A 26,667-nucleotide genomic window follows, 5' to 3' on the forward strand; every position below is an offset into this window, starting at 1 on the left:
ACTTCAACCACTTGCGCTTTCGATCTCTCGTCAGCGGGAGGCGAATAGTACAGGATTAAAATACGTGGTCAACCCCCGCCTGAAAATTCTTTCCAAAGCGCCTGGGTTGCCATTATGAAACGTCCAAGACAACCCCATCACTACCTCAGCAAGCACGGCTAGGCGCAGGCAAGCCGGGATGGCTGACTCTGATGCCTACCGAAATCCCAGGAGCCTCCATCCAGTGCCTGACTTGTCGAGCAACGCCGCGTACACACAACGCTTCAATGCAGTCCTCACCTATATAGAAGCCAATCTAGAAGGTGACCTGTCCGTGAAGGCGTTGAGCCAAGTGGCGAATTTTTCGGCATTTCACTTCCATCGGCAATTCACCGCCTTCGTCGGCGTACCTGTTTCACGCTATGTGCAGTTAATGCGGCTACGACGCGCGGCGCATTGCCTGGCCTCCACCCGGGGTTATTCGGTACTGGAAGCAGCGTTCGGTGCAGGTTTCGAAAGCCCCGAGGCTTTTTCCAGGGCATTCAGGCGAGCGTTCGGTATGGCACCGAGTGCGTTCAGGAAGCAGCCCAGTTGGCAGGTCTGGAGTTCGGTGTTCACCATCCCTCACTTCTCAAGGAGCATCATCATGCACGTACGAATCGTAGAGTTTCACCCCGTCAGAGTGGCAGCACTCGAACACTGTGGCGCTCCAGGGCTCGTCAGCGAGAGTGTGCGCAAGTTTTCCGAGTGGCGCAGACAGAGCGGACAGTCGCCCGTGCAATCAAGTCGCAGCTTTGGTATTCCTTTCGGCAACCCCGATACAACCCCGCCCGAAGCATTCCGGTTTGCACTCTGCGGCGAAATTAACGAGGCCGTGGCCACAAATGAGTTCGGCGTAACCGAGCGCGTTATCCCAGGAGGACGTTGCGTTGTCGTGCGCCACGTGGGCTCGACGGACCACATTGGCGAGACGATCTACCCGATCTACCGCGATTGGCTACCCACCAGCGGCGAGGAACTGCGGGACCACCCCCTGTTCTTCGATTATCTGAGCGTTTATCCCGAGACCCCGCAGGATCAATGGCAGACTGATATATATGTACCGCTGCAATAACACGACACCCACCTACCGCGATATCCAATTTAATCTATACAAATCAAGCCATTAATGCTTTAAAGAAAGACCTTGAAACTCAAGGTCTTTTTTTCGCCTGCAGAAAAATGATCCCCCCCGCCGCGCCCGATAGAAGAGGACCCAGGACCATGGAATTGACGCTCGAAGCCGTTGCTCTATTCGCCCTCAAACTGGTACATGAGACCGAAGATGGCAGCCCGATTCTGCGCGATGATCTGGTCATGGACGGGTATGAGCGGGAGGTATTTGGGTTGCTGGTGCGCAGTGGCGACCTGCCAACCATCCAGCGCAAGGTAGATGAATGCACCAAGCTGGCCCTGGCGACCTTGGGTGGTGCCAACACGGTGTTGGGCCGCGAGCTGCAAAAGCTTATGACTGACGTCCAGCAAGCCTCGACACTAGAGGAACTGAAGCTCCCACTCGAAGCACTCAAGGACTACCTCAAGGCAATCCTGTAGCCCCTTCCCAGACACACAAGGACCGTCCAATGATCGACTTCAACAACAAAGGCTTCTTCAAACTCAAGCAAAACAACGAGTATGCCGAACGCGTTGCCTCGCTGTTGCTCGATGACGAACAAGTAGTCGATGCCTACAAAGCCATGCGCGACGGCGTAGTGTTCACCACCAAGCGCATCATCGCCGTGAACGTGCAAGGCATCACCGGCAGCAAGAAAGACTTCACCTCCCTGCCCTACAAGAACATCGTCGCGTACTCGGTGGAAACCTCCGGCACGTTCGACCTGGATTCAGAGTTGGAGATTTACTTTTCATCACTGGGCAAAGTGAAATTCGAGTTCACCGGCAAGACCTCGATTGTCGAAATTTCCAGGCTGATTTCCAAACACCTGTTGGGATGATTGGCAGGCAAAAAGACCTTGGAACACCAAGGTCTTTTTACTGCATGCATTACTGATTCAATGGGTGTGCGCAATAAAATGCCAGAACGGCTACCTACCCTCGACGCAAATACCTGCGATACCAAACAACGCCAACGAACGCTGAAGCCACAACCACCACTCCATTCCCCAACAACCAAATCCCAAAGTTGCGACTCTGCTGCGCATCCCCCTCATAAAAAGGCCCAAAGTAAGCCGAAACCGCCACAACCACGCCGTTGAACACCCCCACCGTCACCGCAACCACCAAAACCACAAATAGCGCGCCCTTAAAAGCCTTCATAAAACCTTCCAAAACCAAATCTCCCTGGACTCGTGATAATCCGAGAATGATCCTTCAATCGAGAAACCCAGTTGAATACGCGGATAGCTCAACCAATCCGTCAATCGCCACCCATTCCACAGGTCGATGTGATCACCACTGCGATTGCCAAACGTCTCGTTCCCCCGGCGCCAAAAGTCTTTGAAGAAAATGATGCCTCGCTGCCCGTCTAACACATCCTCAAAGTCTTCAGGGGATACTTTCTTCATCCGTTGCAAGCCGGGAACATTCGCGTTGCTCAACGCCTTGGCCATTTCTTCTGCTGCCAGTACATGCCCCTCACTTTTAGGATGCTGCCAACAATAGCGCATCCCCCTTAACCTGCTGAGATCTACGCCCGACCTACGCAGTGCAACACCGAGATTGATTGCGCATTGATCACTAAAGTTCTTGGCACCGTTAGTTCTGCAAGGTGCTGCATCTCCGAAAATTTGCGGGTGATTTTTCCATAGGGTATTGAACGTAAACATTCAGCGCTTCCATCGCAGATTTTTCACGCGAACTTAGCAAACGCACTGCGCCTAAAGATGGGTCTACATAAAAACCAGAAAAACCCTACTCACGTGTAGGTTCTGAGTGCAGGGCAAATAGGACACACCTGTCACACGTAGATGCAAGCTCGCCCAAGCAAACCGTCTTACCCCCACTATCGGCCCAACCAATCCATCCCCCCAATCTATCGATTTGAGCTCTTTCCCACCCTCCCCGACTATTGGCGCCACTTCCAACAACAAAAAACCAGGAACACGCCATGACTGCCCGATTCCATAACCCGGTAGACACCCGCTTCGGCTGGGGTTGCCTGCAAGACCTGGCCAGTATCACCGCGCAGCAGACCGTCACGCTCGTCACCTTTCCGGAAGCCCGTGCGCTGGGCTTGGTGGAGCGGATCCAGGCACTGCTGGGCGAGCGTCTGGTATATGTGGTCGAGGATGTGCAGCCCAATCCCGATGTTGCGCAATTGCGTGGCACCTACGAGCGTTTCTGGCAACAAGCCGGGAGCTGTGATGTGGTGCTGGCCGTCGGTGGCGGTAGTGCGATTGATACAGCCAAGGCATTGATTGTCGGCACCGAGTCCGGGCAGTTCGATGAGTTGCTGGCGTTGCTGGCGACCGGCCAACCGTTTGTGCCGGCCCATTGCAAGACGTTGATCGCGGCGCCGACCACCGCGGGTACCGGCAGCGAGGTGACGCCCTGGGCGACGATCTGGGATTCAGCCAGCCACAAGAAGTATTCCCTGCACCTGGACTGCACCTGGCCGAAGGTAGCGATTGTTGATCCACAGTTGATGCTCACGGTGCCAGCCGGGGTCACCGTGTCGACAGGGCTCGATGCTTTATCCCACGCACTGGAGTCGATCTGGAATATCAACGCCAACCCGGTTTCTGACACTTTTGCGGTGTCGGCCATCGAGGACATCCTGGAATGCCTGCCGCAGCTGCGGCGCGACCTTGGCAATCCGGAGTTACGCTCGCGCATGGCACTGGCAGCGCTCAAGGCCGGCCTGGCCTTTTCCAATACCAAGACGGCCCTGGCTCACTCCATTTCCTATGAGATGACCTTGCACCACGGTCTGCCCCATGGCATCGCCTGCTCCTTTACCTTGCCGTTGGTGCTGGGGTTGGCGTGGGGGCATGACGCCGCGCGCGATCGCACATTGCAGCGGGTGTTTGGCGATGACCTGGACAAAGCCCAGGCCCAACTGCGCACGTTCCTGCATAGCCTGGACGTGAAAACCGAATTTACCGACTACGGCGTCACGCCCACCGAGGCCGCCGCAATGATCCGCTTCGCCCTGCAAGGTGCGCGCGGCAAGAACTTTATCGGTTCCAGGGCCGCCTAGGCCCAACGCAATTCAGTCTTTCCTCTTGCACCTGTAAAGCGTGCCACCCCGTAGCTGCGGTTTCGGGGGCGAATAACAATAAGGAAAACATCATGAATCGTGCACACACCCTGCCTGTCCCTGCCGTTCGCTCGGCATCGTTCCGTGTTGCCCAGTGGCGCATGCTGCTGGCGGCGATGTTTTGTTACCTGTTTTTCTACACCGGACGCCAGACCTTCGGCTTCGCCATCCCGGGGATACAGGCCGAGTTCGGTCTGACCAAGGAGGTGCTGGGCTGGATCTCGGCCGCCATGCTCTGGGCCTATGCCATTGGCCAGGCAATCAACGGCAACCTGGCCGACAAGTTCGGTGGCCGGCGCATCATGACCCTGGGCGCGGTGCTGTCCTGTGGCGCCAACTGGGTCACCAGTTTTGCCAGTGGCTTTGCCGGGTTGATCCTGCCGTGGGGTATCAACGGCTACTTCCAGGCCTTGGGCTGGGCGCCGGGCAGCCGCTTGATCTCCAATTGGTGGAGCGCCAGCGAGCGTGGCAGGGTCTATGGCTTCTATGTATTCGCCGCCGGCTGTGCGTCGGTGCTGTCCTATGTGACCTCCATCGTGGTGCTGGAGGTGCTGCATCTGGAATGGCGCTGGATCTTCCGTCTGCCGGTCCTGCTGATGTTGGCCGGGGGCATCCTGTTTTATCTGGTGGCCCGTGAGCGCCCACAGGACCTGGGCTTCGAGCCCCTGGCCGATACCGGTGTGGCCAACGCCGAAGACAAGGGCCATGAAGTGGCCCACGGCACAGAAGAAACCTCGGCGCAGCGCTACAAGGCCGTGTTGAAAAACGCGCGCCTGATCATCGCTGCCGTGTCCCTGGGCTTCCAGAACGCGGCGCGCTACGGTTTGATCGTGTGGGTCCCGGTGCATTTCCTCGGCGCCAACTGGAAAAGCGGCGACAGCATGATCGATCCCAAGTGGATCACCGTCGCCCTGCCCGTCGGCATGGCCGTCGGCACCCTGAGCAATGGCTGGGTGTCCGACAAGCTGTTCGGCTCCAAGCGCTACCTGGCGATCATGCTCTATATGTTCCTCGGCGCCGCCACCAGCCTGTGGATGTGGAGCCTGCCGCCCCACAGCGCGGTCGGCCTGGTCGCGCTGTTTCTGTGCGGGTTCTTTGTCTACGGCCCGGCATCCAGCTTCTGGGCACTGTGCCCGGACTTGGTAGGCGCCAAGCGCGCAGGCACGGCCACGGGTGTGATGAACTTCTCGTCTTATCTGTTTGCTGGCCTGGCGGAACCGCTGATCGGCAGTATGCTCGACAGTACCGGCAATACGTCGCTGATCTTCATCGTCGTCACCTCGGCCTGCCTGTGCAGCGCAGTGGTAGCCCTGTTTATCCGCCGTTGATCAACCGGCTCGGCTGAGCCCTGGAACAGGATGGGTTATGTACCAGTACCACAAGTGGCTGCGTTCCTTTCATGCGGTGGCGAAGACCGGCAGCTTCACCCTCGCCGCCGAGTACTTGAGCGTCGGCCAGCCAACGGTCAGCGAGCAGGTGAACGCCCTGGAAAAGCAGTTCTCGGTGGAGTTGTTCCACCGTCGTGGGCGCTTTATCGAGATGAGTTCGGCCGGGCACGCGCTCTACGGGATCACCCAGGGCCTGTTCGGCCAGGAGGATGAAGCCATGCAATTGCTGCACAGCTTCAAGCAGCGCAAGACCGGGATGCTGCGCCTGGGCGCGGTGTCGCCGCCGATTGCAATGAACCTGACGTACGAGCTGATGCAACGCCACCCGGATATCGAGCTGGAGACCTCGTTTTCCCCGGAGAGGGAAACCCTCGACCGCCTGTTCAACTTTGATATCGATGTGGCAATCCTGGCCCTCTCGGAGTTTGACCAACGCTTCGATACGCAGCTGTATCGGCGTTACCCGATCATCGCGGTGGTGCGCGATGACCATCCCTGGGCGGCGCAGAAAGAGGTCCACGTCGAACAGATCAGCCAGGAGCGCTGGGTCATGCGCGAACGCAGCTCACGCACCCGCCAACTGGTGGAAGAGAGCTGCAAGCGCCTGAGTGTGGACCTGAACTGCGTGATGCAGCTCAATAGTCGCGAGGCAATCGTGCATGCCATCGCCAAGGGTATCGGCATTGGTTTTGTGTCGGCGGTGGAATACGCCGAAACACCGGGCACCACGCCGATCACTTTTGTCGACCACCCGTTTTCCATCGACTACCACCTGTGTTGCCTGGGCATCCGGCGCAACCGCCCGATGATCGCCGAACTGTTCGAGGCCAGCCCCATACCGGCTACCTGATTCGCTTCACCCTTTTGCACTCAACCGGCTTACCTCATTTATCGAGGGACGGCCTGCTCATACCCGAAAATGGAGATTGACCATGAACTACCAACCACCTTCCAAGCTGCAAGCCGTGGTCCTGGACTGGGCCGGCACCGTCGTCGACTTCGGCTCCTTCGCACCCACGCAGATTTTCGTCGAGGCCTTTGCCGAGTTCGGCGTCGCCGTTTCCCTGGAGGAAGCGCGCGGACCGATGGGCATGGGCAAGTGGGATCACATCCGCACCCTGTGTAATCAGCCGCAGATTGCCGAACGTTATCGCGCCGTATTCAACCGCCAGCCGAGCGACGAGGACGTCACCGCCCTGTATGAGCGTTTCATGCCGTTGCAGATCGAGAAAATCGCCCTGCACTCGGCGGTGATTCCCGGTGCGCTGGAGGCGATTGAAACCCTGCGTGGCAAGGGCTTGAAGATCGGCTCCTGCTCGGGCTATCCGGCCGTGGTAATGGCCAAGGTGGTCGAGCTGGCGCGACAAAACGGCTACGTGGCCGATCATGTGGTGGCGACTGATGAAGTGCCCAACGGGCGCCCGCATCCGGCCCAGGCCCTGGCCAATGTGATAGCCCTGGGCATCAGCGATGTGGCGGCGTGCGTCAAGGTCGATGACACCTGGCCGGGGATTCTGGAAGGACGCAGTGCCGGGATGTGGACGGTGGCACTGACCTGCTCCGGCAACGCGCTGGGCCTTACCTACGCGCAATTCAAGGCGCTGCCGGCCGAGGAACTGGCGCAGGAGCGCGAGCGCATTACCCAGATGCTTGAGGGTTCACGCCCGCACTACCTGATCGATACCATCGTCGACCTGCCGGCGGTGATCGACGACATCAATGCGCGGCTGGCACGCGGGGAAACACCACAGGGCAGTTGAAATCAGTGCCTATCCTGCAGGAGCCGGCAAGCCGGCTCCTGCAATGGATTTGGTTGTATCCGGCTATTGCGCCTGAAAGGTCTCAAGATACGCCAGCAGATTCTCGATCTTCTCCTGATCGCTGATCCCCCAGAAAATCATGCGGGTACCGCTCACCACTTTCTTCGGGTTCTCGATATAGGCCGCGAGTGTTTCCCGCGTCCACACCACACCTGAGTTTTTCATCGCGTCGGAATACTGATAGTCCGCCGTAGCGCCCGCCAGCCGCCCGATCACCCCATTGAGCTGCGGCCCGAAGCCGCCACGGGCGTTCAGCCCGACACTGTGGCAACCGCCACACGTCTTGGTGAACAACCTGCCACCCGCCTCGGCATCACCCGCTGCCGTCGCCGAAGTGTTGAAGAGCGTGGCCGTGAGTAAAAGGGGCAGCAAGGCAACGAGTTTCATCAGGGGCTCCAGATCGAGGGCTTCAGTCGGCAAAGGCGGCAATTATGCCTGCTGTTTACTTGTCCTCGTCCAGGTTGTTGAAGCGTGCCCGGTCGATCTGCCAAGGCAGGGCAGGCTGTATACGGATATTCTTGTATTTGCCGCGGCTGAAAACGTATGTATGCAGCTCCAGAAAATGTCGGTCGCGCCCAACCTGCTTGAAGGTCACGATAAAGAAAATCAGCGGCTTGCTGGCATCAGCCCAGAGCCGGGAAGCTCTCTCGATGGCAGCAGGCAAATGGCTGTTGGTGCTGTAGGACACGAAGGTGGAGAACACCGCAGGTTCAGATTGTTTTAACAGCTTGGTGATTTCCTTCACCTTTTCGTTATGGGGCTCATCCCACTCCCATTCGACATGGGACAGGACACTTTTGTCAGGGAATCTCAAAACGGCATCGGTGCGCCCGCTCTGTTCGAAATAGGCACGCGCACCGAGCAGCTTGGCACACTGGCGTATCACCACCCCCACATGAATCGTCCAGCCTGCACGGTTGGTGACGGCATCGACCTCCACCGGAAAGTCCTGGTACCACAGGCAATTGAACAGGGTGATGAAGTCGCGTTCGATCCGTTTCATTTTTCGTCCTTGGCTACAGCCGGATAAATATCAAAAGGCCATCACTCTAAATCAATCGGAGGCAGATCGCGCCCTGCCCCGGCAAAACATTTGGATACAGCCATTCAATTGCCATCACTCGCCCCCTCTGTTTGCATGCGCCCTCCCATCAGCACGTCAGTTCAGGAGAAATCGATGAGAACCATGGTGGTCGGTGCAAGCAAGGGGCTGGGCAGGGCATTTATGGAAGGTCTGGGTGGTGTGGGGGATACCGTGGTCGGTGTCTCGCGCAGCCGTCCTGCCAACCTGGTATCCGCGACCGGCGCCGAAGTGCTGTGGGTGGAAGCCGACCTTGGCCAGCCAGCACAGGCCGCGCAACTCATCGAACAAGCGGTGGTGCAGGACGGCCTGGACACGCTGATCTATAACCTAGGCATCTGGGAAGAACGGGCGTTCGACGAGGCCTACAGTTTTCTCAAGGACGAGGATACGCAGCTGGAAGCCATTGTCAGTTGCAACGTCACCGCGCCGCTGCTGCTGATCAAGCGCCTGCTGCCCGTGCTGCTGAAGAGCCCGAACCCACGCATCATCCTTACCGGCTCGACCTCGGGCCTGCCCCAGAGCGGTCGTCCGGAAGTCACGTTCGGCGCATCGAAATTCGCCTTGCGTGGCATGGCCGATGCTCTGCGCGAAGGTTATCGGCACCAGCGCCTGGGTGTGACCTGCCTGAACCTGGGCTACCTGAATACCGAAGATCCGTTGAGCACATCCAGGCAAGAGGCCGAACAACGCGGCGACGGGCAGTTGATCCCGGTACACGATGTGGTGCAGGTGGTGCGTATGGCCTTGAGCCTGTCATCGGCCAGCTTCGTCAAGGAACTGACCTTGCCGGCCCTGCTGGATGAGCGCTTCTGAGGGGGAAAACCAGCCAAATGACCACCCATCGAATATAAAATATCCAATCGAACCTATCCATTCATCGCCCACTCCACCTTACTGACTTCTGATGGTGGAGTAGTGATCATGGCTCAGCCATCGATATTGGTATTGGAAGACGACGAAATCATTCGCTCACTCATGGTGGATGTGCTGGAAGAATTCGGCGCACAGGTCATTTCGTTTCCATCGGCGGATGAGGGGATGATTTTTCTGGAACGCTCCAGTGATCCGGTGGACTTGATTGTCAGTGATATCCAGATGCCTGGACTGCTCAACGGGTATGACCTGAGCCGAGTAGTGGCGCACCGTTGGCCTTCATTGCCCGTGGTCCTGACCTCGGGCAACACAGCGATGGCGGCGCAATTGGGCAGCACCGTGAGATTCCTGCCCAAGCCATGGAGCACTGAGCGTTTGCTCGACTGTGTACAACAAGCCTTGGGGCCGGATTCATCCCTGCATTGAATACGGCTCACATCTGCAATGGATCACCCTCCTCACTACACCGGCAGTATCACCACCACCTCCAACCCGCCGCCCAGGCGGTCCCGCAGGGTCAGGGTGCCGCCATGCTCCAGGACAATCGCCCGGGCGCTGGAAAGCCCCAGGCCGACACCCCCCGTACTTTTGTTGCGTGAACCTTCCAGGCGGAAAAACGGCAGGAAGACCTGTTCGTGAAGTCCGCTGGGAATCCCCGGCCCACGGTCCAGCACGCGAATCACCATTTGCCCCGGCTGTTGCTGCAATTGGATTTCGGGCGCGTGGCCGTAGTGGATCGCATTGTCCACCAGGTTGGTCATCACCCGCTTGAGCCCCAGGGGCCGGCCGAAATACACCAGGCGCGGCGGACCGCTGAAGGCGATATCGATGGACTGGTCACGATAATCATCCACCAGGGTTTGCAGCAACTCGGACAAGTCCAGCGCCGTGGCCTGCTCCAGGCGTGCATCGTCGCGAAAGAACTCCAGGGCGGTATTGATCATCGCCTGCATTTCATCGACATCGCGAAACAGTTTCTGCTGCTGATCGCGGTCCTCAATGAACTCACCGCGTAGCCGCAGCCGCGTCAAGGGCGCGCGCAGGTCATGGGAAATGGCCGCGAGCATCTGGGTGCGGTCCTGGATAAAGTGCTGCAACTGCGCCTGCATGCCGTTGAATGCCAGGATCGCCTGGCGAATTTCCTCCGGGCCCACCGGCTCGATCGGCGGCGCCCGGAAGTCGGCACCAAAACGCCGGACACCCAGGGCGAAATGTTGCAAGGGCCTCGCCAGGCGCCGGGTGGCAATCAGGGTCACCAGCGCGGTGGAAATCAGCACCAGCACCAACACGATGACGCTACGCGGTCCTTCGGCAAGCCCCCAACTGCGCGACGCGGCGCTGAACATCAGCCACGAGTGATCGGTCAATTCCACCAGCAACGCATAGTGCCCACCGGGACCTGCCCAGTCAGCCGGCTCAAAGCCCTCGGCCCGGCGCTCTGGCCAGGCCAGCGCATTCACGAACAGCTCTTTTCCCGTGCTGTAATCATCGTTCTTGACCTGGGGCAAGCCGAAACGCTTGGCATCCACCGCCCAATGCACGCTGAACATACTGTCGCCTGCCGAGCGGGCCAGGCTGGGGCGCTGGGCAGGATCCGCCGTCTCGATCATCCGGACAATCACCGCCACCTTGTCCAGCAGGCCGGTTTCACTCAAGGGTGGTCGGGCCCAGACGCCGGCGAGTAGCGAAAACAGAGTATTGAGCGCCAGGGCGGTGAACATGGCGATCAGGATGGTCAGGGCAATCCAGCGGGCCACCGTGTCGCGAGGACGCTTCATGAGCGACTCACACTGGCGGTAAATTGATAGCCGCCATTGCGCACCGTGCGAATCATCGCCGGGCGTTTGGTATCGAACTCCAGCTTGCGCCGCAGACGGCTGACCTGCACGTCGATACTGCGATCAAACGCATCGTGGCTGTGGCCACGGGCCAGGTTCAACAGCTGCTCGCGCGACAACACCCGCTGAGGATGCTCGACGAACACCAACAGCAGGTCGAACTCCCCGGACGACAAGGGGATCATCACCTGGTCCGGCGAGCGCAATTCGCGCCGGGTAAGGTCCAGTTGCCAGCCGGCGAAGCGAATCAACGGCCGTGAACTGTCGCCCGAGGGGCCCCGGCTTTCACCGGCACGGCGCAACACTGCGCGCACCCGGGCCAGCAACTCACGCGCATCGAAGGGTTTGCTCAGGTAGTCATCAGCGCCCATTTCCAGGCCCACCACCCGGTCGCTGAGTTCGCCCATGGCGGTCAGCATGATCACCGGCGTGGCGTATTGCTGGCGCAGGCGCTGGCACAGTAACAGGCCGTTGTCGCCCGGCAGCATCAGGTCGAGGATGATCAGGTCTGCAACCTGCTGTTCCATGGCCGCCCACAGTGCTGTGCCATTGGCTGCGGTCCGTACCGCGTAGCCATGTTGCAGGAAAAATTTCTTCAGCAGTGCGAGGACCTCAAGGTCATCGTCCACGATTAAAAGGTTGCTCACCGGCTGGCATCACTTGGCTTGGTCGAGGCGACATTCAAAACCATTCGCAGCGACTCGTCACATATTTCAATCCTGCAACAAAGCGTCATCGCAGTCATAAAGCAGACATCTTCAGGCAAGCTGCGAATGCCAGCATCGGCCTCCCTTTTTCGGAGACTGTGTTTATGCGTGCGCTGACGTATCCCCGCCACCTGGCTCGCCAGGCTGCACTGTTGATGACTGTTTCGTACCTGACAGGCTGTGCCAGCCCCGCGCCACAGGCGAACGTGCGCTGTGCGCAGGTTGATTACCCGGTGTACGACCCCGTCGAGCCGTTCAATCGCGGGGTCTTTGCGTTCAACCGGACCGTCGATGACTATGCCTTGGCACCTGTCGCCCGTGGCTATCAACACCTGCCGGATTTTTTCCAGCAGGGTGTGCATAACTTCTCCAGCAACTTCAGTGAACCCAAGGTGTTTATCAACGACCTGCTGCAAGGCAACCCACAGCGCTCCGTCAACACGCTGGGACGATTCGCGGTCAACACCACCGTGGGTCTGGTGGGCCTGTTGAATGTCTCCGACTCGCTGGGCATTCCCCGCCACACGGCCGACTTCGGCCAGACATTCGGTGTATGGGGCATCGGTAACGGGCCAATCGTCGAACTGCCGTTACTGGGTACCGGCAACAGTCGAGATGCTGCCGGTAAAGTGCTGAGTTTCCTGGTGGCGCCACTGGGCGACAGCGACACGGTGCAAACCCTGGGCACCATCAGCCTGGTCGGCGACACCGTAGACACCCGGGCAGCCCTGCTGCCACTGACCGACAGCCTGCAACAGTTGCCCGATTACTACAGCGCATTGCGTAACGTCGTGGCTGAACACCGCGCAGCCTATGTGCTGGAAGGCAAGGAAGGGGCGACAACACCCACCGCAACCTCATGCACACAAGGCCCAGGCGATGATTTCTGATGCCAGCTCCATGCTCCTGCAGCAGAAGATACACAAACGGGGTGATCGCGCGCTGATTTGTCGGGAAACCCGTTTGCAATTGTCTGCCGACCAACATCAACTGGTGCTCAGCCGGTATGTGGAACAGTACACCCCACAAGGCGTACGCTGGATCGAACGCCAACACCGCGTGGCGGTGAGCGATGTGCTGCGCTGGCTGATTGCCCAGGGAGAGTCGTCGGTCAGCAGCCTAGAGCGGGCAAACATGCTGTAGTGATCAAGGCTGCCCGCCCCTGTTACTTTGACAAAACGCCGACATCCATTGCGCTATCCTCTGCCGTCCTTTCCCGCATAGAGCCGTGTTCTTCATGTTGCAAGCCGCTTCACTACCCGCCGTCCTCGCCGGCCCCTTGCTGCGTCGCCTGGAGCCGGGGCGCCTGGTGTTGTGGCTGGTGGGCAGCCGGGCACTGGCCTTGACCTTGCGGCTGCAGTTTCGCCAGGACGAGTGCCAGCAGTCCCTGGAGATCGATCTCGACGCCACCCGCTGCCGGGTCATTCCCGTGGGCCGCGCAGCCTTTATCCACCTGATCGATGTACCGCTGGCCACGCCGCTCCCCCAGGACGTGCCCATCAGCTATGACTTGCTGCTCAACGATGGAACCGGCATCGCCCAATGGGCGCCGCACCTGCTGTATGCCAATGCCCGGTGCCCGGATTTCATCCTGCACAGCCGTATTCGCCAGTTGCTGCACGGTTCTTGCCGCAAACCCCACCATTACGCCGATGAAGGCCTGCTGTGCGCGGATCGCCTGTTGGCCGAAGACCGCAGCCTGGAACAGCGTCCCGCCCTGTTGATGATGAGTGGCGACCAGGTGTATGCCGACGACGTAGCCGGGCCGATGCTGCGTGCCATTCATGGGCTGATTGCCCGTCTGGGTCTGTTCGATGAACACCTCGATGGCGCGGTGGTGGACGACAGCACCAGGCTCTACGATCACCCCGCCAGCTACTACCATCGCGCCGATCTGTTGCCGGCCCTGGAAAGCAACGAGACCTTGCGCGAACGCTTTTTTGGCGGGGTGAAGAAACCGATCTTCACCAGCAGCACCGCCGACAACCACCTGGTGACCTTCGCCGAAGTCATGGCGATGTACCTGCTGGCCTGGTCGCCGACACCCTGGACCCTGATCACCCCGCAACCGCCCGCACGGCTGGCACCTGAGGAACAGGCCCGCTACGCCCGCGAGCAGGTGCCTGTGGATAAGTTTCGCGACGGCCTGGACGGTGTCGCCCGGGTGTTCGCCCACGTTCCGTGCCTGATGATCTTCGATGATCATGACATCACCGATGACTGGAACCTCAGCGCCCAGTGGGAACAGACCGCCTACGGCAACCCATTCTCCAAGCGCATCATCGGCAACGCCTTGCTGGCCTACATGCTCTGCCAGGGCTGGGGCAACAACCCCGATGCCTTCGCTCAACTGGTGGAAAAAACCCTGGCCCTGGCCGCGACGGTCCAGGACCACGACAATCACCTGCACGCACCCACCCAGGACCAATTGCTGGAAGATCTGCTGCAGTTCCAGCAATGGCACTACGTGCTGCCCACCACTCCCGCGCTGGTCGTCATCGACACCCGCACGCGGCGCTGGCGCAGTGAGTTCACCCTCAAACAACCGTCCGGCCTGCTGGACTGGGAAGCCTTGAGCGAACTGCAACAGGAACTGCTCGACCATCCGTCAGCCATCATCGTTTCGCCCGCGCCGATCTTCGGCGTCAAGCTGATCGAGACGGTGCAGAAAGTCTTCAGTTGGTGCGGCTACCCGCTGTTGGTCGATGCGGAAAACTGGATGGCTCACCGTGGCGCCGCGCAAGTGATCCTGAATATCTTCCGCCACTCACGCACCCCGGGTAACTACGTGATCTTGTCGGGGGATGTGCATTACTCGTTCGTCTACAAAGTGCTGATCCGCCATCGCAATGCCGGGCCGCAGATCTGGCAGATCACCAGCAGTGGCATCAAGAACCAATTCCCACCCCGCCTGCTGGAGTGGTTTGACCGCCTCAACCGCTGGCTCTACTCGCCACGCTCGCCCTTGAACTGGCTGACTCGGCGCCGCCGCATGCAAGTGGTGCCGTATATCCCGGCACACGCCGAAGCCGGCGAACGGCTCTGGAACAGTGCGGGCATCGGCCAGGTATTCTTCAACGAGCAAGGGCAGCCCGAGGCAATCTACCAGCACAATGCCAATGGCTTGCCACCCACCCGCATGATGGAGCCGCAATAGCCTTGAGCCCCCGGAAATAGTGGCTTTTAGCCACAAGCCTGTAGGCTCTTTCTATGCGGCCAAACCTCGTTGTACAGTACGTCCAGCCACGGAGTATCGGCGTTAACACCTGACTGGCCAGAATGAGCCAGCATCCTCGCAGGGAGCGCGCAGATGGTCGATATGGATCCGTTGAAGAATGAGCTTTTCGACGTCAATGCTGACTTGGCCCATGCCATCATGGAACTGGTCAGCGATGGCGTTTGGGACTGGAATGCCAACACTGGGTTCGTCTATCGCAACCCCGGCTGGTACGAGATGCTCGGCTACGACCACCACTCCCTGGAAAACACGGTCTTCACCTGGGAAAGCGTGATCCACCCCGACGATTATCCCCATGTGATGAAAGTCTTCGACGACTACATCTGCAGCCGCACCACCCACTATCAAGCCGAATACCGCTGCCGCAAGAAGAACGGCACCTGGCTGTGGATCGAAGACCGTGGCTACGTGATCGCCCGCAATGCCGACGGCTCGGTGTGGCGCATGGTCGGCGCCCACCGCAGTATTCATGAGCGCAAACGTTCCATGGAACAGCTTGAGCGGCGCAATCAATCCCTTGAAGCACTGGTGGCCGAACGCACTCGCGAACTGTCGCGGGTCAACCAGCAATTGCGGTTGCAACTGGACGAAAACCGCTCCCTGGCCGAGCGCGATACCTTGACCCGTATCGCCAACCGCTACCGCCTGGAAAAAGCCCTGCTGGAAGAATGTGAGCGCGCCCAGCGGTTTCGCCTGCCATTGGCGGTGATTGCCATGGATGTCGATGACTTCAAGTCGATCAACGACCAGCACGGACACGCCGTAGGCGACAGCACCCTGTTACAGGTAGTCGAGCGCCTGGAACAGTGCGTGCGCCAGGGCGACCTCCTGGCGCGCTGGGGAGGCGATGAATTTATGGTGATCCTGCCCAAAAGCACGGTGGAGACCGCCAGGATCCTGGCCGAGCGCATCCGCCTGGCCATCCTCGACTTACCCAGCGTGGGCGAGTTCAAGGTGACCTTGAGTCTGGGCGTGGTACAGCGCCTCAATGACGAGACACCCACCAACCTGATGGCCAGGGCAGACCAGGCGCTGTACCGGTCCAAGGCCGCGGGCAAGAACCGGGTGTCACCATGACCGCTAGCGCACCGGTGGCGCGTACTGGATGCCACCGTTGTTCCACAGGGCGTTGAGGCCGCGCGGGATCTTCAGCACGCTGCCCTGGCCGATATTGCGCTCGAACACCTCGCCATAATTGCCCACTTGCTTGACGATCTGCACCACCCAGTCCTTGCGCAACTTCAAGTCCTTGCCGTACTCACCGTCGGCACCCAACAGACGGGCGATATCAGGGTTTCTGGTGGTCTTGGCCTGTTCTTCGACGTTTTGCGCAGTGATGCCCATCTCTTCGGCATTGAGCATGGCAAATAGCGTCCACTTGACGATGCTGAACCAGTCATCGTCGCCCTTGCGCACCAACGGGCCCAGGGGTTCCTTGGAGATCACTTCCGGCAGCACGATGAACTCAGCCGGATGCGCCATCTTGATCCGCTGGGCGTACAAGCCCGACTGGTCAGTGGTCAGCACATCGCAGCGTCCGGCTTCCAGGCCCTTGGCGCTTTCATCGGCGGTGTCGAAGGTGATCGGGGTGTATTTCATGCCATTGGCGCGAAAGTAATCAGAGACGTTCAGCTCGGTGGTGGTGCCGGCCTGGATGCAGATGGTCGCGCCATCCAGTTCCTTGGCATGGGCCACCCCCAGCTTGGTGTTCACCAGAAAACCGATGCCGTCGTAATAGGTCACGCCGGTAAACACCAACCCCATTCCGGAATCCCGGGAGCTGGTCCAGGTGGTGTTGCGCGATATCAGGTCGATTTCCCCTGACTGCAACGCAGTGAAACGCTCCTTGGCAGTCAGTTGGGTGAATTTCACCTTCGAGGCATCGCCGAACACGGCTGCGGCGACGGCGTGGCACACATCAACGTCGATGCCGGTCATCTTGCCCTGGGCGTCCGGCACGCCGAAGCCTGGCAAACCATCGCTGACGCCACATTGGATAAAGCCCTTTTTCTGGATCGCGTCCAGGGTCGCGCCCGCATAAGCTACGCCGGCCAAGCTCATGACGGCAGCAGCGGTGAGTGCCGCCAGGGTGGATTTAAGATGCTTCATGCAAGGCTCTCCGTGTCGGTCGTTCTTATTTGGCGCCGCAAACCCGGGCCAGTTTATTTATAGTGTTGCCGGTCAGTATCAACGGCTTTACACCTGGGTCACAAACGACGTTTAGGCAAAGGCTCCTTCCTGTTTGGAATGAACTCCCATGATTTCAAAACGCTTGACCCCTTCGATGACAGCCCTGCAATGCTTCGACGCTGCGGCCCGTCACCTGAGCTTCACCCGTGCCGCCGAGGAACTGCACCTGACCCAAAGTGCGGTGAGCAAGCAAGTGGCGCAACTGGAGGAAATGCTCTGCCACAAGCTGTTCGAGCGGGTGCGCCAGCGTCTGTACCTGTCGCCGGCGGGCTCGTTGTACCTGGCGGAAGTACACAAGATCCTGACCCAGGTGGACATTTCCAGCCGTTACATCCTCACCTACGGCGGCGAGACCGAAGTGCTGCGCATCGCCACTCAACCGACTTTCGGCGATCGTTGGCTGGTGCCCAAGCTCAAGGACTTTGCTGCCCGCCACCCGAACATCCATCTGGATATCCGCAACGAGCTGGAACCCTTCGACGTGCTGCAGGCCAAGGCCGACATCGCCTTCTTCTTCGGCCAGGGCTCCTGGCCGGGCGCCACCTGCATCGAGCTGTTTCGCGAAGCAGTGGTGCCGGTGTGTGCGCCGGGATTTGTCGCCCAGGGCAGTGATGCTTCATCGAGCCACACCCTGTTGCAATGCACCTCACGACCCGAGGCCTGGCACGAGTGGTTCCTGGGACAGGGCCTGCACTCACAGAACAGCTATCACGGGCCGCGCTTCGACACGTTCTACATGTGCATTCGTGCAGCGCAATCCGGCTATGGCGTGGCATTGGTGCCGCACTACCTGGTGGCCGACGAACTGGCCCAGGGCAGTCTGGTGGTGCCATGGGACTACGCGATGCCCAGCAGCGGCGCACACTTTATCGCCCATGCCGAACATGCCGGGGAGATCCCCAAGGTGAAGGCATTTTTGCAGTGGATCGTGGAGTACATGGCGCAGCAGACCGCCAAGACCTGAATGTGCAAGCCCGCACATTGGATCTGTGTCATGGCTTGCAATGCATTGGCACATCCCGATTTTTGCGAATGACCCGGCGACTTTATTTCGTTTGCGGGGCCATGGGGCACGCAGCTTAGATAGGCGCACACCGCCCTTTCCGAGCCCGTGATCCATGAGCCACGCAAGCATCAGCCAGTCGATTGCCATCGTCCACCCCATCTGCCTGAGCCACGGGCGCAATGCCGAGGTCTGGGACACCGCGGGCAAGCGCTATATAGACTTTGTCGGCGGCATTGGTGTGCTCAACCTCGGCCATTGCCACCCCGGCGTGGTGGAAGCCATTCGCGAACAAGCCACCCGACTCACCCATTACGCGTTCAACGCCGCGCCACACGCGCCTTATGTCGAGTTGATGGAGCGGCTCAGCGCCTTTATCCCGGTGAGTTACCCGGTCAGCGGCATGCTGACCAACAGCGGCGCCGAAGCTTGCGAAAATGCGCTGAAAATCGCACGTGGCGTCACCGGCCGTACTGCAGTGATTGCCTTTGACGGCGGCTTCCACGGGCGCACCCTGGCCACCCTCAACCTCAATGGCAAGGTGGCGCCCTACAAGCAAAAAGTCGGGATCCTGCCCGGCCCGGTCTACCACCTGCCCTACCCCAGCGCAGACAATGGGGTGACCACAGGTGATGCGCTAAAGGCCATGGAGCGCTTGTTCAGCGTCGAAATCGACATCGCCGACGTCGCCTGTTTCATCATCGAGCCAGTACAGGGTGAAGCCGGGTTCCTCGCCCTCGACCCCCCATTTGCCAAAGCCCTGCGCCACCTGTGCGATGAACACGGCATCCTGCTGATCGCCGACGAAATCCAATCCGGCTTTGGCCGCACTGGCCAGCGTTTCGCCTTCTCGCGCCTGGGCATCGAACCCGACCTGATCCTGCTGGGCAAAAGCATCGCTGGCGGCGTGCCACTGGGCGCCGTGGTCGGGCGCAAGGCCTTGCTGGACAACCTGCCCAAAGGCGGACTGGGCGGCACCTACTCGGGCAACCCCATTGCCTGCGCAGCCGCACTGGCCACCCTGGATGCAATGAGCGATGCAAACCTGCAAGCGTGGGGCGAACAACAGGAGGCCGCAATCACCAGGCGCCATGCCGCCTGGCAGGCGAAAAAACGCTCGCCCTACCTCGGCCGCCTGACCGGGGTCGGCGCCATGCGGGGAATCGAGCTGATAAAACCCGACGGCACCCCAGCCACCGCGCAACTCAACCAACTATTGAACCTGGCCCGCGATGCCGGCCTGCTACTGATGCCCAGCGGCAAGGCCCGACACATCATCCGCCTGTTGGCACCGCTGACCATCGAGCCGGTGGTGCTGGAGCAAGGGTTGGATATTTTTGAAGCATGCCTGGCACAACTCGACTAAAAGCCAGGTAAGAACAATAAAGTGCAATTATTCTAGCGAAAAAACAATTTAAAACACTAAAATAATTGCACTCAGATTGAAGTGCTAGTATTCCTTCATCTTTAAGATTAAAGCGCTGGAATAATTGCACTCATGGCCAACAAAACTGCTCCGCTCCTTCCAATGACCCAGCAACTGCTGGTGGATCTCGGTGAGCGCCTGCGCCTGGCCCGCTTGCGACGCAAGCTGACTGCCAAACAAGTGGCGGAACGGGCCGGCATGTCGCAGATGACCCTGCGGGCACTGGAGCGTGGCGCTGCCGGTGTCACCATCGGCGCCTACCTGTCCGTGCTGCAGGTATTGGGCTTGGAACAGGATATTGCCCTAATTGCCGAAAGCGACGAATTGGGCCGGCATCTGCAAGACTCACAGCTACTGAACAAAACACGCAGAACCCCCAAATCATCCTTCGGCATCGTCGCCGCGCCTGACGCGCCCCCCTACCTCCAACCTCATGAGCCAGTAACCGCGGCCTCCAAACTTTCCGGGTTAATCGTGAACCCCGTCAACAAGAGCTCCAAACCATGACCCGGATTGCTGTGTATGCCGACTGGGCGCAACTTGGCACAGCACGCCGCCTGGGCTTTTTGCATGCTCGCCGGGGAGGTGCCGGCGAGCTGTTTGAGTTTGAGTATGAGCAGGCGGCACTGGCCGACCCACTGCTGGCCCTGGCTCCGATCGATCCTCGTATAGGTCTGTTTGACGGCCCTCAATACCCCGCGCAAGGCCGGGATACCTTCGGTGTTTTCAGCGACTCCAGCCCGGACCGATGGGGGCGTATGTTGATGAACCGTCGACTGGATCGCGACAAGCGAGCAGCACGGGTCCCCTCTCATACCCGCCTCTTTGAATCGGACTACTTGCTGGGCGTTCACGATGCCTTTCGTGTGGGCGCCCTGCGCTTCAAGCGGGATGACCTGGGTCCGTTCCTTGATGAACGCGAAGGGTTGGCGGCTCCCCCGCTGGTGCAACTGCGTCAACTGGAGGCTGCAAGTCGGGCACTGGAAAACGATCACGACAATACCGCCATCGAAGGCGTCGAGTGGTTACGCATGCTGATTGCTCCGGGCGGTTCATTGGGCGGCGCACGTCCAAAAGCCAGCGTGGTCGACCCCGACGGTCACCTGTGGATCGCCAAGTTCCCCAGCCTTCGCGATGAACACAATGTCGGTGCCTGGGAGTACATCATCGGATCGCTCGCCGAAGGATGCGGACTGCGTGTCGCCGCCATGGAAGCTGAACGCTACGCCAGTGAACATCACTGCTTCAGGGTCAAGCGCTTTGATCGAACCGCTCAAGGGCAACGCATTCACTTTGCCAGCGCGATGACGTTGACTGGCCATACCGACGGAGAGGACGGCTCGACTGGCGTCAGCTACCTGGAATTGGCCCGGGTGCTGATCAACCAGGGCGCCAGCACCCAGGCTGACCTACGGGAACTGTGGTGCAGAATCGTATTCAACCTGTTGGTTTCCAATACCGACGATCACCTGCGTAACCATGGCTTCCTGTTAGAACCCGGTCGCGGCTGGCATCTTTCCCCGGCCTACGATATGAACCCGGATCACTACGGGCAAGGCCTGAAGCTCAACATCAGTGAGCATGACAACGCCCTGGAACTGGAACTGGCACGTTCGGTGGCGGGCTATTTCAGGGTACCTCTCAATGAGGCGGATAGGCTTATCGAGGCGTTCAAGGGTGTAGTTCGCCAATGGCCGACACTGGCCAACGCCATGGGCATATCCCGTCAAGAACAGGAACGTATGAGCCGGGCGTTCCGACTGGCGTTGTAGGAACCGGCTTGCCGGCTCCTACAGGGCGGGGGTCAGTAGCGTGCATCCACCGGCTTACCGCCGTTCGGCCAGTCCTTCACCTTGTCCGGGAAGTCCGGGCGTGGTTTTTGCGAGAAGTAGGCGGCAACGTCCACCGCTTCCTGGTCCGACAAGCCGCCCTGGCCCAGCGGGAACTTCTCGTGGAAACCGATCGGCATGTTGCGTTTGACGAACGCAGCAGCCGTGTAGGTGCGGGCCATGCCGGCGCCGATGTTGAAGGACTGTTCGCCCCACAGCGGCGGGTACACCAGGGTGCCGTCAGCACGGGCCAGGCCCTCGCCATCATTGCCGTGGCACACCGCGCATTGCTTGGCGTAGACCTGCTCGCCATTGGCCATGTCCGGCTTGATGGCCGGGTCGATCTTGCCGACGCCACGGCCGGGGACTTTGTCCTCGGGCTTGGTGTTGTTTTTCATCCAGTCGAAGTACGCCACCATCGCCTGCATGTCCGCCGATTGTGGCGACACTGGTTTGCCATTCATCGAACGGCGGAAGCAACCGTTGATGCGCTCTTCCAGGCTCACCACCTTGCCAGCACGCGGGGCGTAGCTGGGGAAGAACGCCGAGACGCCCACAAACGGCGAGCCATCGGCCACGGTGCCGGCGTTGAGATGGCAACTGGTGCAGTTCAGCGAGTTGCCGACGTTATCAGGCAGCAGTTCCTTGGTTTGCAGGTGCAAGCGCATGCCGCGCACCACTTGATCGGCATTCGACGCCGCCAGCAGGTTGGCCAGGCGCGGCGTTTCGAAGGCCGAGGAATCAGTGCTGACCGGGTTGAGCTGGTCACGCATTTTCTTCACCTGCGCGGTGCTGATCGGCGAGCCCTCGTTGCCCCAGCGCGTGCGCACAAAGGTGAGGATTTCCGCCACTTCGTTGTTCCCCAGGCGTGCAAAGCCCGGCATGGTGTAGACCCGTGGATGGGCTGCGGTCTCGGCGGTTTCCCAACCGGTAAGGGTGATGTGCAGCAACGAGGTCGGGTTGCTGGCAACCACGCCGGCGTTGCCGGCCAATGCCGGGAACAGCCCTTTCACACCTGCGCCGTCGCTGCGGTGGCAATCGCTGCAGAACTGCATATAACCCAGGCCGCCACGGCTGGTGAACAAGTCCTTGGGCAACTCGGCAGGACCTTTGGCGACAGCCGGCATTGGCAGGTCGTCCTTGCCCGGTGGCAGGGATTTGAGATACGTCGCAATGGCCGTCAGGTCGGCATCCGTGAAGTGCTGGGTACTGTGACGGATCACGTCCACCATGTTGCCCGACACCGTGGCAAAACGGTTCTGCCCGGTCTTGAGCAGTTGCACGGTGTCTTGCACCGTCCATAGGTTGCGCAGGCTCAAGGCACGCCAGTGTTCGACGGTTTCCCCGCCCAGGTAGTGCTCGCCGCCACTGCCGGCGTCGCTCATGGCTTTTTCCTGGAAGGCGATCCCGCGCGGGGTGTGACACGAACCGCAATGGCCGAGGCCCTGGACCAGATAGGCGCCACGGTTGAGCACTGCATCGCGGGCCGGGTCGGCCTGGAACGGTTGTTTGTCGAGGAACATGAAGTTCCACAACACCAGGCCCCAGCGCTGGTTGAATGGGAAGCCCATGTCGGCTTCGAGGTTGGCCTGGCTGACCGGTTTGACCTCATGCATCAGGTAGGCGAACAAGGCACGCATGTCCTCTTCGCTCATCTTCGCGTAAGACGGATACGGCATGGCCGGGTAAAGGTTCATACCGGCCGGCGTGACACCTTCGCGCATCACGCGGTCGAACTGTTCGAAGCTGTAGTTACCAATCCCGGTCTCGCGGTCCGGGGTGATGTTGCTGGAATAGATGGTGCCCATGGGCGTGCTCAGTTCCAGGCCGCCGGCCATCTGTGGGCCTTGCTTGGCGGTGTGGCAGGCGATGCAGTCACCGAGCTGGGCCACGTATTTGCCCTGGGCGATCAGTTCGGTATCCGGTTTGACGGGTTCGTTGGCGTGCAGGGGAAGCGCCAGACACAGCGTCGCCCCCATCAAGGCCAGACGTGACAGAGAAAGGGCCATCGCATTATTCCTTTAATCACCTGGCCTGGGGGTTGGCCCCTGGGTACAGGTTTATTTACGTTTTTATGAGGTCATCAGGCGGATAACCGGGGCTTTGTAAGCCCCGGTTTTGTTGTAGCGGATTTTCAGAGGTGGCCCGTTGATATGGATCAGGGCCGGGGGAGGTTCAGGCGTTTTGCAGGTATTGCGCGGCGTCGAGTTCAATCATCACCGGTTGGCGAATGTCACCCAGGGTGTGCAGCAAGGCGTGCAAGTCCTGCGGTGTGTCGACCCGATGGTGGGCGACATGGAAACTGCGGGCCATGGCGGCAAAATCCGGGGTCATGATATCCACGCCCAGCGGGGCGATTTCACGGGCCTGCATATAGTCACGGATCTCGCCGTAGCACTGGTTGTTCCACACCACCAGGATCACGCCGACGCCTGCCTCACGGGCCGCGATCAGTTCGTTGCTGGCAAACTGCAGGCCGCCATCGCCGACCAGCGCCACCACCGGTCGCTCGGGCTTGGCCAGCTTGGCGCCGATAGCGGCCGGCAACCCGTAGCCGAGGGTGCCGTAGCCAGTGCCGGCGTTGAACCAACTGTTGGCCGCCGGCGCCTGGTAACCCACCGCGCCCTGGTACACCGGCTGGGTCGAGTCGCCGACGATCAGCGGGGCGACCAGGCTGTCGCGCAGCAGGTCCAGCAGACCTTGCAGACCTTGTTGCTTGGCAGTCCAGCTCTCGCGCTCCAGACGGTTGACCCGCTGTACGCTGTCCAGTGCCCAACGCCCGCTCGGAGCGGGTGGGTTGACTGCATCCAGCAGCGCCTGCAACCCTTCGCGGGCGTCGCCCACCAGCCCGACATGGGCGCGCTGCACGCCCATGACTTGCATGGGGTCGATGTCCAGGCGAATCAGCGGCGCCTTGAATTTCAGTGGTCCGAGGCCGAAGAAGTCGTAGTCGGTTTCCCCCAGCTCCGTACCCACGGCGAGGATCACATCGGCTTCGTCAAACAACGAGCGGCCATGGCGCGACGACTGCACACCGTCCAGCAACAACGGGTGCTCCATCGGCAACAAGCCACGGGCATTGGTGGTCAGGGCCACCGGCGCTTGCAGGCGCTCGGCCAGTTGCTGCAACACCTCGGCACAATCGCGGGCACCACCACCGGCGAGGATCAGCGGCCGCCGTGCTTCATTGAGCAGCTTCAGCGCTGCCCCCAGCGAAGCCGGGGCCGGGGCCGGTGCGCCTGGCAGGCTGCGGGGCATCAGGTTGAGATCGATGGCCGGCATGTCGAGCACATCCAGAGGAATTTCCAGGTGCACCGGGCGCGGGCGCGCACATTTGAACACGGCGAAAGCGCGGGCCAGCAGCTCGGGCAATTGCTCAGGCGATTGCAACGTGTGGCTGAACGCACACACCCCCGCGACCATCGCGCGCTGATCGGGCAACTCGTGCAAATGCCCGTGGCCCAGGCGCAGATGCTCACGGCGGTTGGTGGTGGAAATCACCAGCATCGGCACCGAGTCGGCATAAGCCTGGCCCATCGCGGTAAGAATATTGGTCATGCCCGGGCCGGTAATGATGAAACAGACGCCCGGCTTGCCGCTGGCGCGGGCATAACCGTCGGCCATAAAGCCGGCGCCCTGTTCATGGCGCGGGCTGATATGGCGCAGGCGGCTGCCATGCAGGCCGCGATAGAGCTCGACGGTATGCACGCCGGGGATACCGAAGACGGTATCTACCCCATAACCTTCCAGCAGGCGAACCAGGGACTGGGCGCAGGTGGTCATTGCTCATTTCCTTCTTATTGTTCTGTGTCGATTGGCCAGACCTTAGGCGGCACTCCGAGGGCGGACAAGCAAAAATTTTGCCGGCCATTGGCAAAAAAAATTCACGGATCGCCTGAAACTAAAGCCCGCCGCCCAACTGCGACTTCACCCACTCACCAAACGCCTGCACCACCGGGCGCTCGACTTTCTGGTGATCGGCCACCAGGTAATAACCGCGATTGGATTCGATCTCGGTTTCGAACGGCCGCACCAGCAAGCCCCTGGCCAGGGCCTCGCCACTGATCAAGTTGTCGCCCATGGCGATGCCTTGGCTGGCGATGCACGCCGACTGCACAAAATGCGCATCGGCAAACACGATGCCGCGTTGCACATCGACATTCGGCGCCCCGGCGGCGGCCAGCCACACGCGCCAGTCGGAGTAGTCGATCATGTGCAGCAACGGCGCGCCCGCCAGGTGTTCCGGGGTCTTCAGGCCGCCCATGGTGTTGACCAGGCGCGGGCTGCACACCGGAAAATAACGCAGCGAAACGATCTTCTGCACATGCTGGTTGGGCCAGTCGCCCATACCGTAGGCAATAAACAGGTCGGCGCCGTGGTCGCTGGTGTCATCTGGCGTGCGCGGTGAAATCAGGTGCAATTCGACCTGTGGATAAAGCGCCTGGAAGTCGGCGATATGGGTACACAACCAATAAGTGGCAAACCCCGCCGGGCTGCTGATACACAGGCGCCCGCTGACCTGCTGGCCATCGAACCGCTGCCCGGCCTCAAGGATATTGGCCAGCAGCCCATGGATATCACGGGCATAGCGCTCGCCCTGCCAGGTGATGCGGATATTGCGCCCGGTGCGCTCGGTCAGGGCAAAACCCAGGGTCTGCTCCAGGCTCTTGATCTGGTGGCTGATGGCACTGGGGGTGAGGTTCAGCTCGGTGGCAGCCTCGGACACGCTGCCCAGCCGGGCCACCGCGTCCAGCGCCCGCAAGGCGGTCATGGAGGGGTAACGCATGGGTGTTCACCTGCTCAAAGTTACCCGCACCATAGCCGTAATCGACCGTCAGACATAGCCACTCGTAAAGCGGACAGTTGAATTAAATTTCAAGATCGACGGAAAAATGCTCGATTGACCTCAAATGGCCAGTGGCTATTCTCGATCTTCAGCACGGCACTCCCAAACTTGCCGGCGCGGGTAGTCAACGATGACGTGGGCACGCTGGATAAACGTGGTGTTCTTGCGTTTTTCGCTGGCAAGCCAGC

27 protein-coding genes are annotated in these 26,667 nt (G+C 60.1%); 17 read left to right on the forward strand and 10 right to left on the reverse strand.

Annotated features, from left to right (window positions below; all coding sequences use genetic code 11):
* Positions 1-223: 223 nt before the first annotated feature.
* The 3 genes from H097_RS04070 to H097_RS04080 all read left to right on the forward strand — a co-directional run bounded on the left by H097_RS04070 (position 224) and on the right by H097_RS04080 (position 1,973).
* Positions 224-1,093: an AraC family transcriptional regulator gene (locus tag H097_RS04070; RefSeq protein ID WP_032857576.1), complete on the forward strand. Its 870-nt coding sequence runs from the start codon at positions 224-226 to the stop codon at positions 1,091-1,093.
* A 149-nt stretch (positions 1,094-1,242) separates the two neighbouring features.
* The gene (locus H097_RS04075; RefSeq protein WP_032857579.1) at positions 1,243-1,572 is read left to right on the forward strand and encodes a hypothetical protein; all 330 of its coding nucleotides are present in this window, start codon (positions 1,243-1,245) and stop codon (positions 1,570-1,572) included.
* Between the two features lie 29 nt (positions 1,573-1,601).
* Positions 1,602-1,973, forward strand: a complete 372-nt coding sequence (locus H097_RS04080) for a PH domain-containing protein (protein ID WP_029300265.1) — start codon at positions 1,602-1,604, stop codon at positions 1,971-1,973.
* Positions 1,974-2,067: 94 nt separating this feature from the next.
* On the opposite strand, the gene H097_RS04085 is transcribed toward H097_RS04080, so the two are convergent.
* Together H097_RS04085 and H097_RS04090 are read right to left on the reverse strand one after the other, a co-directional pair.
* Positions 2,068-2,295, reverse strand: coding sequence for a hypothetical protein (locus H097_RS04085; protein ID WP_032857580.1), 228 nt, complete (start codon positions 2,293-2,295; stop codon positions 2,068-2,070).
* Positions 2,292-2,804: a type VI secretion system amidase effector protein Tae4 gene (locus H097_RS04090; protein ID WP_032857583.1), complete on the reverse strand. Its 513-nt coding sequence runs from the start codon at positions 2,802-2,804 to the stop codon at positions 2,292-2,294. The genes H097_RS04085 and H097_RS04090 overlap by 4 nt, the downstream gene beginning before the upstream one ends.
* Positions 2,805-3,085: 281 nt before the next feature.
* Here H097_RS04090 and psrA point away from each other — a divergent pair, with 281 nt between their 5' ends.
* The 4 genes from psrA to phnX all read left to right on the forward strand — a co-directional run bounded on the left by psrA (position 3,086) and on the right by phnX (position 7,385).
* The gene (gene psrA, locus H097_RS04095; protein ID WP_032857585.1) at positions 3,086-4,177 is read left to right on the forward strand and encodes an iron-containing alcohol dehydrogenase PsrA; all 1,092 of its coding nucleotides are present in this window, start codon (positions 3,086-3,088) and stop codon (positions 4,175-4,177) included.
* 92 nt (positions 4,178-4,269) lie between these two features.
* The gene (locus tag H097_RS04100) at positions 4,270-5,565 is read left to right on the forward strand and encodes an MFS transporter (protein ID WP_032857588.1); all 1,296 of its coding nucleotides are present in this window, start codon (positions 4,270-4,272) and stop codon (positions 5,563-5,565) included.
* Between the two features lie 37 nt (positions 5,566-5,602).
* Entirely contained in the window at positions 5,603-6,475 is an 873-nt protein-coding gene (locus tag H097_RS04105) for a LysR substrate-binding domain-containing protein (protein WP_032857589.1), read from the forward strand.
* Between the two features lie 82 nt (positions 6,476-6,557).
* On the forward strand, positions 6,558-7,385 hold the full coding sequence (gene phnX, locus H097_RS04110; protein ID WP_032857591.1) for a phosphonoacetaldehyde hydrolase: 828 nt from the start codon (positions 6,558-6,560) through the stop codon (positions 7,383-7,385).
* Between the two features lie 63 nt (positions 7,386-7,448).
* Here phnX and H097_RS04115 read toward each other — a convergent pair whose 3' ends face one another.
* Together H097_RS04115 and H097_RS04120 are read right to left on the reverse strand one after the other, a co-directional pair.
* Complete coding sequence (locus tag H097_RS04115) at positions 7,449-7,832, reverse strand: cytochrome c family protein (RefSeq protein ID WP_032857595.1); 384 nt, start codon at positions 7,830-7,832, stop codon at positions 7,449-7,451.
* A 55-nt stretch (positions 7,833-7,887) separates the two neighbouring features.
* Complete coding sequence (locus tag H097_RS04120; RefSeq protein WP_191982817.1) at positions 7,888-8,448, reverse strand: hypothetical protein; 561 nt, start codon at positions 8,446-8,448, stop codon at positions 7,888-7,890.
* 174 nt (positions 8,449-8,622) lie between these two features.
* Here H097_RS04120 and H097_RS04125 point away from each other — a divergent pair, with 174 nt between their 5' ends.
* Positions 8,623-9,342 (forward strand): SDR family oxidoreductase, encoded by a 720-nt coding sequence (locus H097_RS04125; protein WP_032857596.1) that lies wholly within the window; start codon positions 8,623-8,625, stop codon positions 9,340-9,342.
* Between the two features lie 108 nt (positions 9,343-9,450).
* On the forward strand, positions 9,451-9,828 hold the full coding sequence (locus H097_RS04130; protein ID WP_032857597.1) for a response regulator: 378 nt from the start codon (positions 9,451-9,453) through the stop codon (positions 9,826-9,828).
* 35 nt (positions 9,829-9,863) lie between these two features.
* Here H097_RS04130 and H097_RS04135 read toward each other — a convergent pair whose 3' ends face one another.
* Positions 9,864-11,180, reverse strand: coding sequence for an ATP-binding protein (locus H097_RS04135; protein WP_032857598.1), 1,317 nt, complete (start codon positions 11,178-11,180; stop codon positions 9,864-9,866).
* On the reverse strand, positions 11,177-11,887 hold the full coding sequence (locus H097_RS04140) for a response regulator (protein WP_032857599.1): 711 nt from the start codon (positions 11,885-11,887) through the stop codon (positions 11,177-11,179). The genes H097_RS04135 and H097_RS04140 overlap by 4 nt, the downstream gene beginning before the upstream one ends.
* A 164-nt stretch (positions 11,888-12,051) precedes the next feature.
* On the opposite strand from H097_RS04140, the gene H097_RS04145 reads away from it, so the two are divergent.
* The 4 genes from H097_RS04145 (at position 12,052) to H097_RS04160 (ending at position 16,262) form a co-directional block, all read left to right on the forward strand.
* Positions 12,052-12,837: a VacJ family lipoprotein gene (locus H097_RS04145; protein ID WP_032857600.1), complete on the forward strand. Its 786-nt coding sequence runs from the start codon at positions 12,052-12,054 to the stop codon at positions 12,835-12,837.
* Positions 12,827-13,090 (forward strand): hypothetical protein, encoded by a 264-nt coding sequence (locus H097_RS04150; RefSeq protein WP_032857601.1) that lies wholly within the window; start codon positions 12,827-12,829, stop codon positions 13,088-13,090. Before H097_RS04145 ends, H097_RS04150 begins: the two co-directional genes overlap by 11 nt.
* A 94-nt stretch (positions 13,091-13,184) precedes the next feature.
* Positions 13,185-15,104: an alkaline phosphatase D family protein gene (locus H097_RS04155; RefSeq protein ID WP_032857602.1), complete on the forward strand. Its 1,920-nt coding sequence runs from the start codon at positions 13,185-13,187 to the stop codon at positions 15,102-15,104.
* A gap of 153 nt (positions 15,105-15,257) precedes the next feature.
* Positions 15,258-16,262: a diguanylate cyclase gene (locus H097_RS04160; protein ID WP_032857603.1), complete on the forward strand. Its 1,005-nt coding sequence runs from the start codon at positions 15,258-15,260 to the stop codon at positions 16,260-16,262.
* A gap of 3 nt (positions 16,263-16,265) precedes the next feature.
* Here H097_RS04160 and H097_RS04165 read toward each other — a convergent pair whose 3' ends face one another.
* Positions 16,266-17,294 carry an amino acid ABC transporter substrate-binding protein gene (locus H097_RS04165; RefSeq protein ID WP_032857604.1) on the reverse strand — a complete coding sequence of 343 codons (1,029 nt, stop codon included), beginning with the start codon at positions 17,292-17,294 and terminating at the stop codon, positions 16,266-16,268.
* A 148-nt stretch (positions 17,295-17,442) separates the two neighbouring features.
* On the opposite strand from H097_RS04165, the gene H097_RS04170 reads away from it, so the two are divergent.
* The 4 genes from H097_RS04170 (at position 17,443) to H097_RS04185 (ending at position 21,576) form a co-directional block, all read left to right on the forward strand.
* Positions 17,443-18,339: a LysR substrate-binding domain-containing protein gene (locus H097_RS04170; RefSeq protein ID WP_032857605.1), complete on the forward strand. Its 897-nt coding sequence runs from the start codon at positions 17,443-17,445 to the stop codon at positions 18,337-18,339.
* 154 nt (positions 18,340-18,493) lie between these two features.
* On the forward strand, positions 18,494-19,744 hold the full coding sequence (locus tag H097_RS04175) for an aspartate aminotransferase family protein (protein WP_032857606.1): 1,251 nt from the start codon (positions 18,494-18,496) through the stop codon (positions 19,742-19,744).
* A gap of 132 nt (positions 19,745-19,876) precedes the next feature.
* A complete protein-coding gene (locus tag H097_RS04180) occupies positions 19,877-20,311 on the forward strand; it encodes a helix-turn-helix transcriptional regulator (RefSeq protein WP_082445521.1) in 435 nt (144 codons plus the stop codon).
* Positions 20,308-21,576, forward strand: coding sequence for a HipA domain-containing protein (locus H097_RS04185; RefSeq protein WP_032857608.1), 1,269 nt, complete (start codon positions 20,308-20,310; stop codon positions 21,574-21,576). Before H097_RS04180 ends, H097_RS04185 begins: the two co-directional genes overlap by 4 nt.
* 32 nt (positions 21,577-21,608) lie before the next feature.
* Here the strand turns inward: H097_RS04185 and H097_RS04190 are convergent, their stop codons facing one another.
* The 3 genes from H097_RS04190 to H097_RS04200 all read right to left on the reverse strand — a co-directional run bounded on the left by H097_RS04190 (position 21,609) and on the right by H097_RS04200 (position 26,419).
* Positions 21,609-23,642 carry a c-type cytochrome gene (locus tag H097_RS04190; RefSeq protein ID WP_032857610.1) on the reverse strand — a complete coding sequence of 678 codons (2,034 nt, stop codon included), beginning with the start codon at positions 23,640-23,642 and terminating at the stop codon, positions 21,609-21,611.
* Between the two features lie 166 nt (positions 23,643-23,808).
* Positions 23,809-25,416: a 5-guanidino-2-oxopentanoate decarboxylase gene (locus H097_RS04195; RefSeq protein ID WP_032857612.1), complete on the reverse strand. Its 1,608-nt coding sequence runs from the start codon at positions 25,414-25,416 to the stop codon at positions 23,809-23,811.
* Positions 25,417-25,534: 118 nt separating this feature from the next.
* On the reverse strand, positions 25,535-26,419 hold the full coding sequence (locus H097_RS04200) for a LysR substrate-binding domain-containing protein (protein WP_032857614.1): 885 nt from the start codon (positions 26,417-26,419) through the stop codon (positions 25,535-25,537).
* Positions 26,420-26,667: the final 248 nt, after the last annotated feature.

The organism is Pseudomonas sp. FH4, from assembly GCF_000510915.2.
Taxonomy (GTDB): domain Bacteria; phylum Pseudomonadota; class Gammaproteobacteria; order Pseudomonadales; family Pseudomonadaceae; genus Aquipseudomonas; species Aquipseudomonas brenneri.

Coding starts and splice junctions, on each gene's coding strand:
- H097_RS04075 (WP_032857579.1), top strand. CDS start 1,243: ATGGAATTGACGCTCGAAGCCGTTGCTCTATTCGCCCTCAAACTGGTA.
- H097_RS04080 (WP_029300265.1), top strand. CDS start 1,602: ATGATCGACTTCAACAACAAAGGCTTCTTCAAACTCAAGCAAAACAAC.
- H097_RS04085 (WP_032857580.1), bottom strand. CDS start 2,295: ATGAAGGCTTTTAAGGGCGCGCTATTTGTGGTTTTGGTGGTTGCGGTG.
- H097_RS04090 (WP_032857583.1), bottom strand. CDS start 2,804: ATGTTTACGTTCAATACCCTATGGAAAAATCACCCGCAAATTTTCGGA.
- psrA (WP_032857585.1), top strand. CDS start 3,086: ATGACTGCCCGATTCCATAACCCGGTAGACACCCGCTTCGGCTGGGGT.
- H097_RS04100 (WP_032857588.1), top strand. CDS start 4,270: ATGAATCGTGCACACACCCTGCCTGTCCCTGCCGTTCGCTCGGCATCG.
- H097_RS04105 (WP_032857589.1), top strand. CDS start 5,603: ATGTACCAGTACCACAAGTGGCTGCGTTCCTTTCATGCGGTGGCGAAG.
- phnX (WP_032857591.1), top strand. CDS start 6,558: ATGAACTACCAACCACCTTCCAAGCTGCAAGCCGTGGTCCTGGACTGG.
- H097_RS04115 (WP_032857595.1), bottom strand. CDS start 7,832: ATGAAACTCGTTGCCTTGCTGCCCCTTTTACTCACGGCCACGCTCTTC.
- H097_RS04120 (WP_191982817.1), bottom strand. CDS start 8,448: ATGAAACGGATCGAACGCGACTTCATCACCCTGTTCAATTGCCTGTGG.
- H097_RS04125 (WP_032857596.1), top strand. CDS start 8,623: ATGAGAACCATGGTGGTCGGTGCAAGCAAGGGGCTGGGCAGGGCATTT.
- H097_RS04130 (WP_032857597.1), top strand. CDS start 9,451: ATGGCTCAGCCATCGATATTGGTATTGGAAGACGACGAAATCATTCGC.
- H097_RS04135 (WP_032857598.1), bottom strand. CDS start 11,180: ATGAAGCGTCCTCGCGACACGGTGGCCCGCTGGATTGCCCTGACCATC.
- H097_RS04145 (WP_032857600.1), top strand. CDS start 12,052: ATGCGTGCGCTGACGTATCCCCGCCACCTGGCTCGCCAGGCTGCACTG.
- H097_RS04150 (WP_032857601.1), top strand. CDS start 12,827: ATGATTTCTGATGCCAGCTCCATGCTCCTGCAGCAGAAGATACACAAA.
- H097_RS04155 (WP_032857602.1), top strand. CDS start 13,185: ATGTTGCAAGCCGCTTCACTACCCGCCGTCCTCGCCGGCCCCTTGCTG.
- H097_RS04160 (WP_032857603.1), top strand. CDS start 15,258: ATGGTCGATATGGATCCGTTGAAGAATGAGCTTTTCGACGTCAATGCT.
- H097_RS04165 (WP_032857604.1), bottom strand. CDS start 17,294: ATGAAGCATCTTAAATCCACCCTGGCGGCACTCACCGCTGCTGCCGTC.
- H097_RS04170 (WP_032857605.1), top strand. CDS start 17,443: ATGATTTCAAAACGCTTGACCCCTTCGATGACAGCCCTGCAATGCTTC.
- H097_RS04175 (WP_032857606.1), top strand. CDS start 18,494: ATGAGCCACGCAAGCATCAGCCAGTCGATTGCCATCGTCCACCCCATC.
- H097_RS04180 (WP_082445521.1), top strand. CDS start 19,877: ATGGCCAACAAAACTGCTCCGCTCCTTCCAATGACCCAGCAACTGCTG.
- H097_RS04185 (WP_032857608.1), top strand. CDS start 20,308: ATGACCCGGATTGCTGTGTATGCCGACTGGGCGCAACTTGGCACAGCA.
- H097_RS04190 (WP_032857610.1), bottom strand. CDS start 23,642: ATGGCCCTTTCTCTGTCACGTCTGGCCTTGATGGGGGCGACGCTGTGT.
- H097_RS04195 (WP_032857612.1), bottom strand. CDS start 25,416: ATGACCACCTGCGCCCAGTCCCTGGTTCGCCTGCTGGAAGGTTATGGG.
- H097_RS04200 (WP_032857614.1), bottom strand. CDS start 26,419: ATGCGTTACCCCTCCATGACCGCCTTGCGGGCGCTGGACGCGGTGGCC.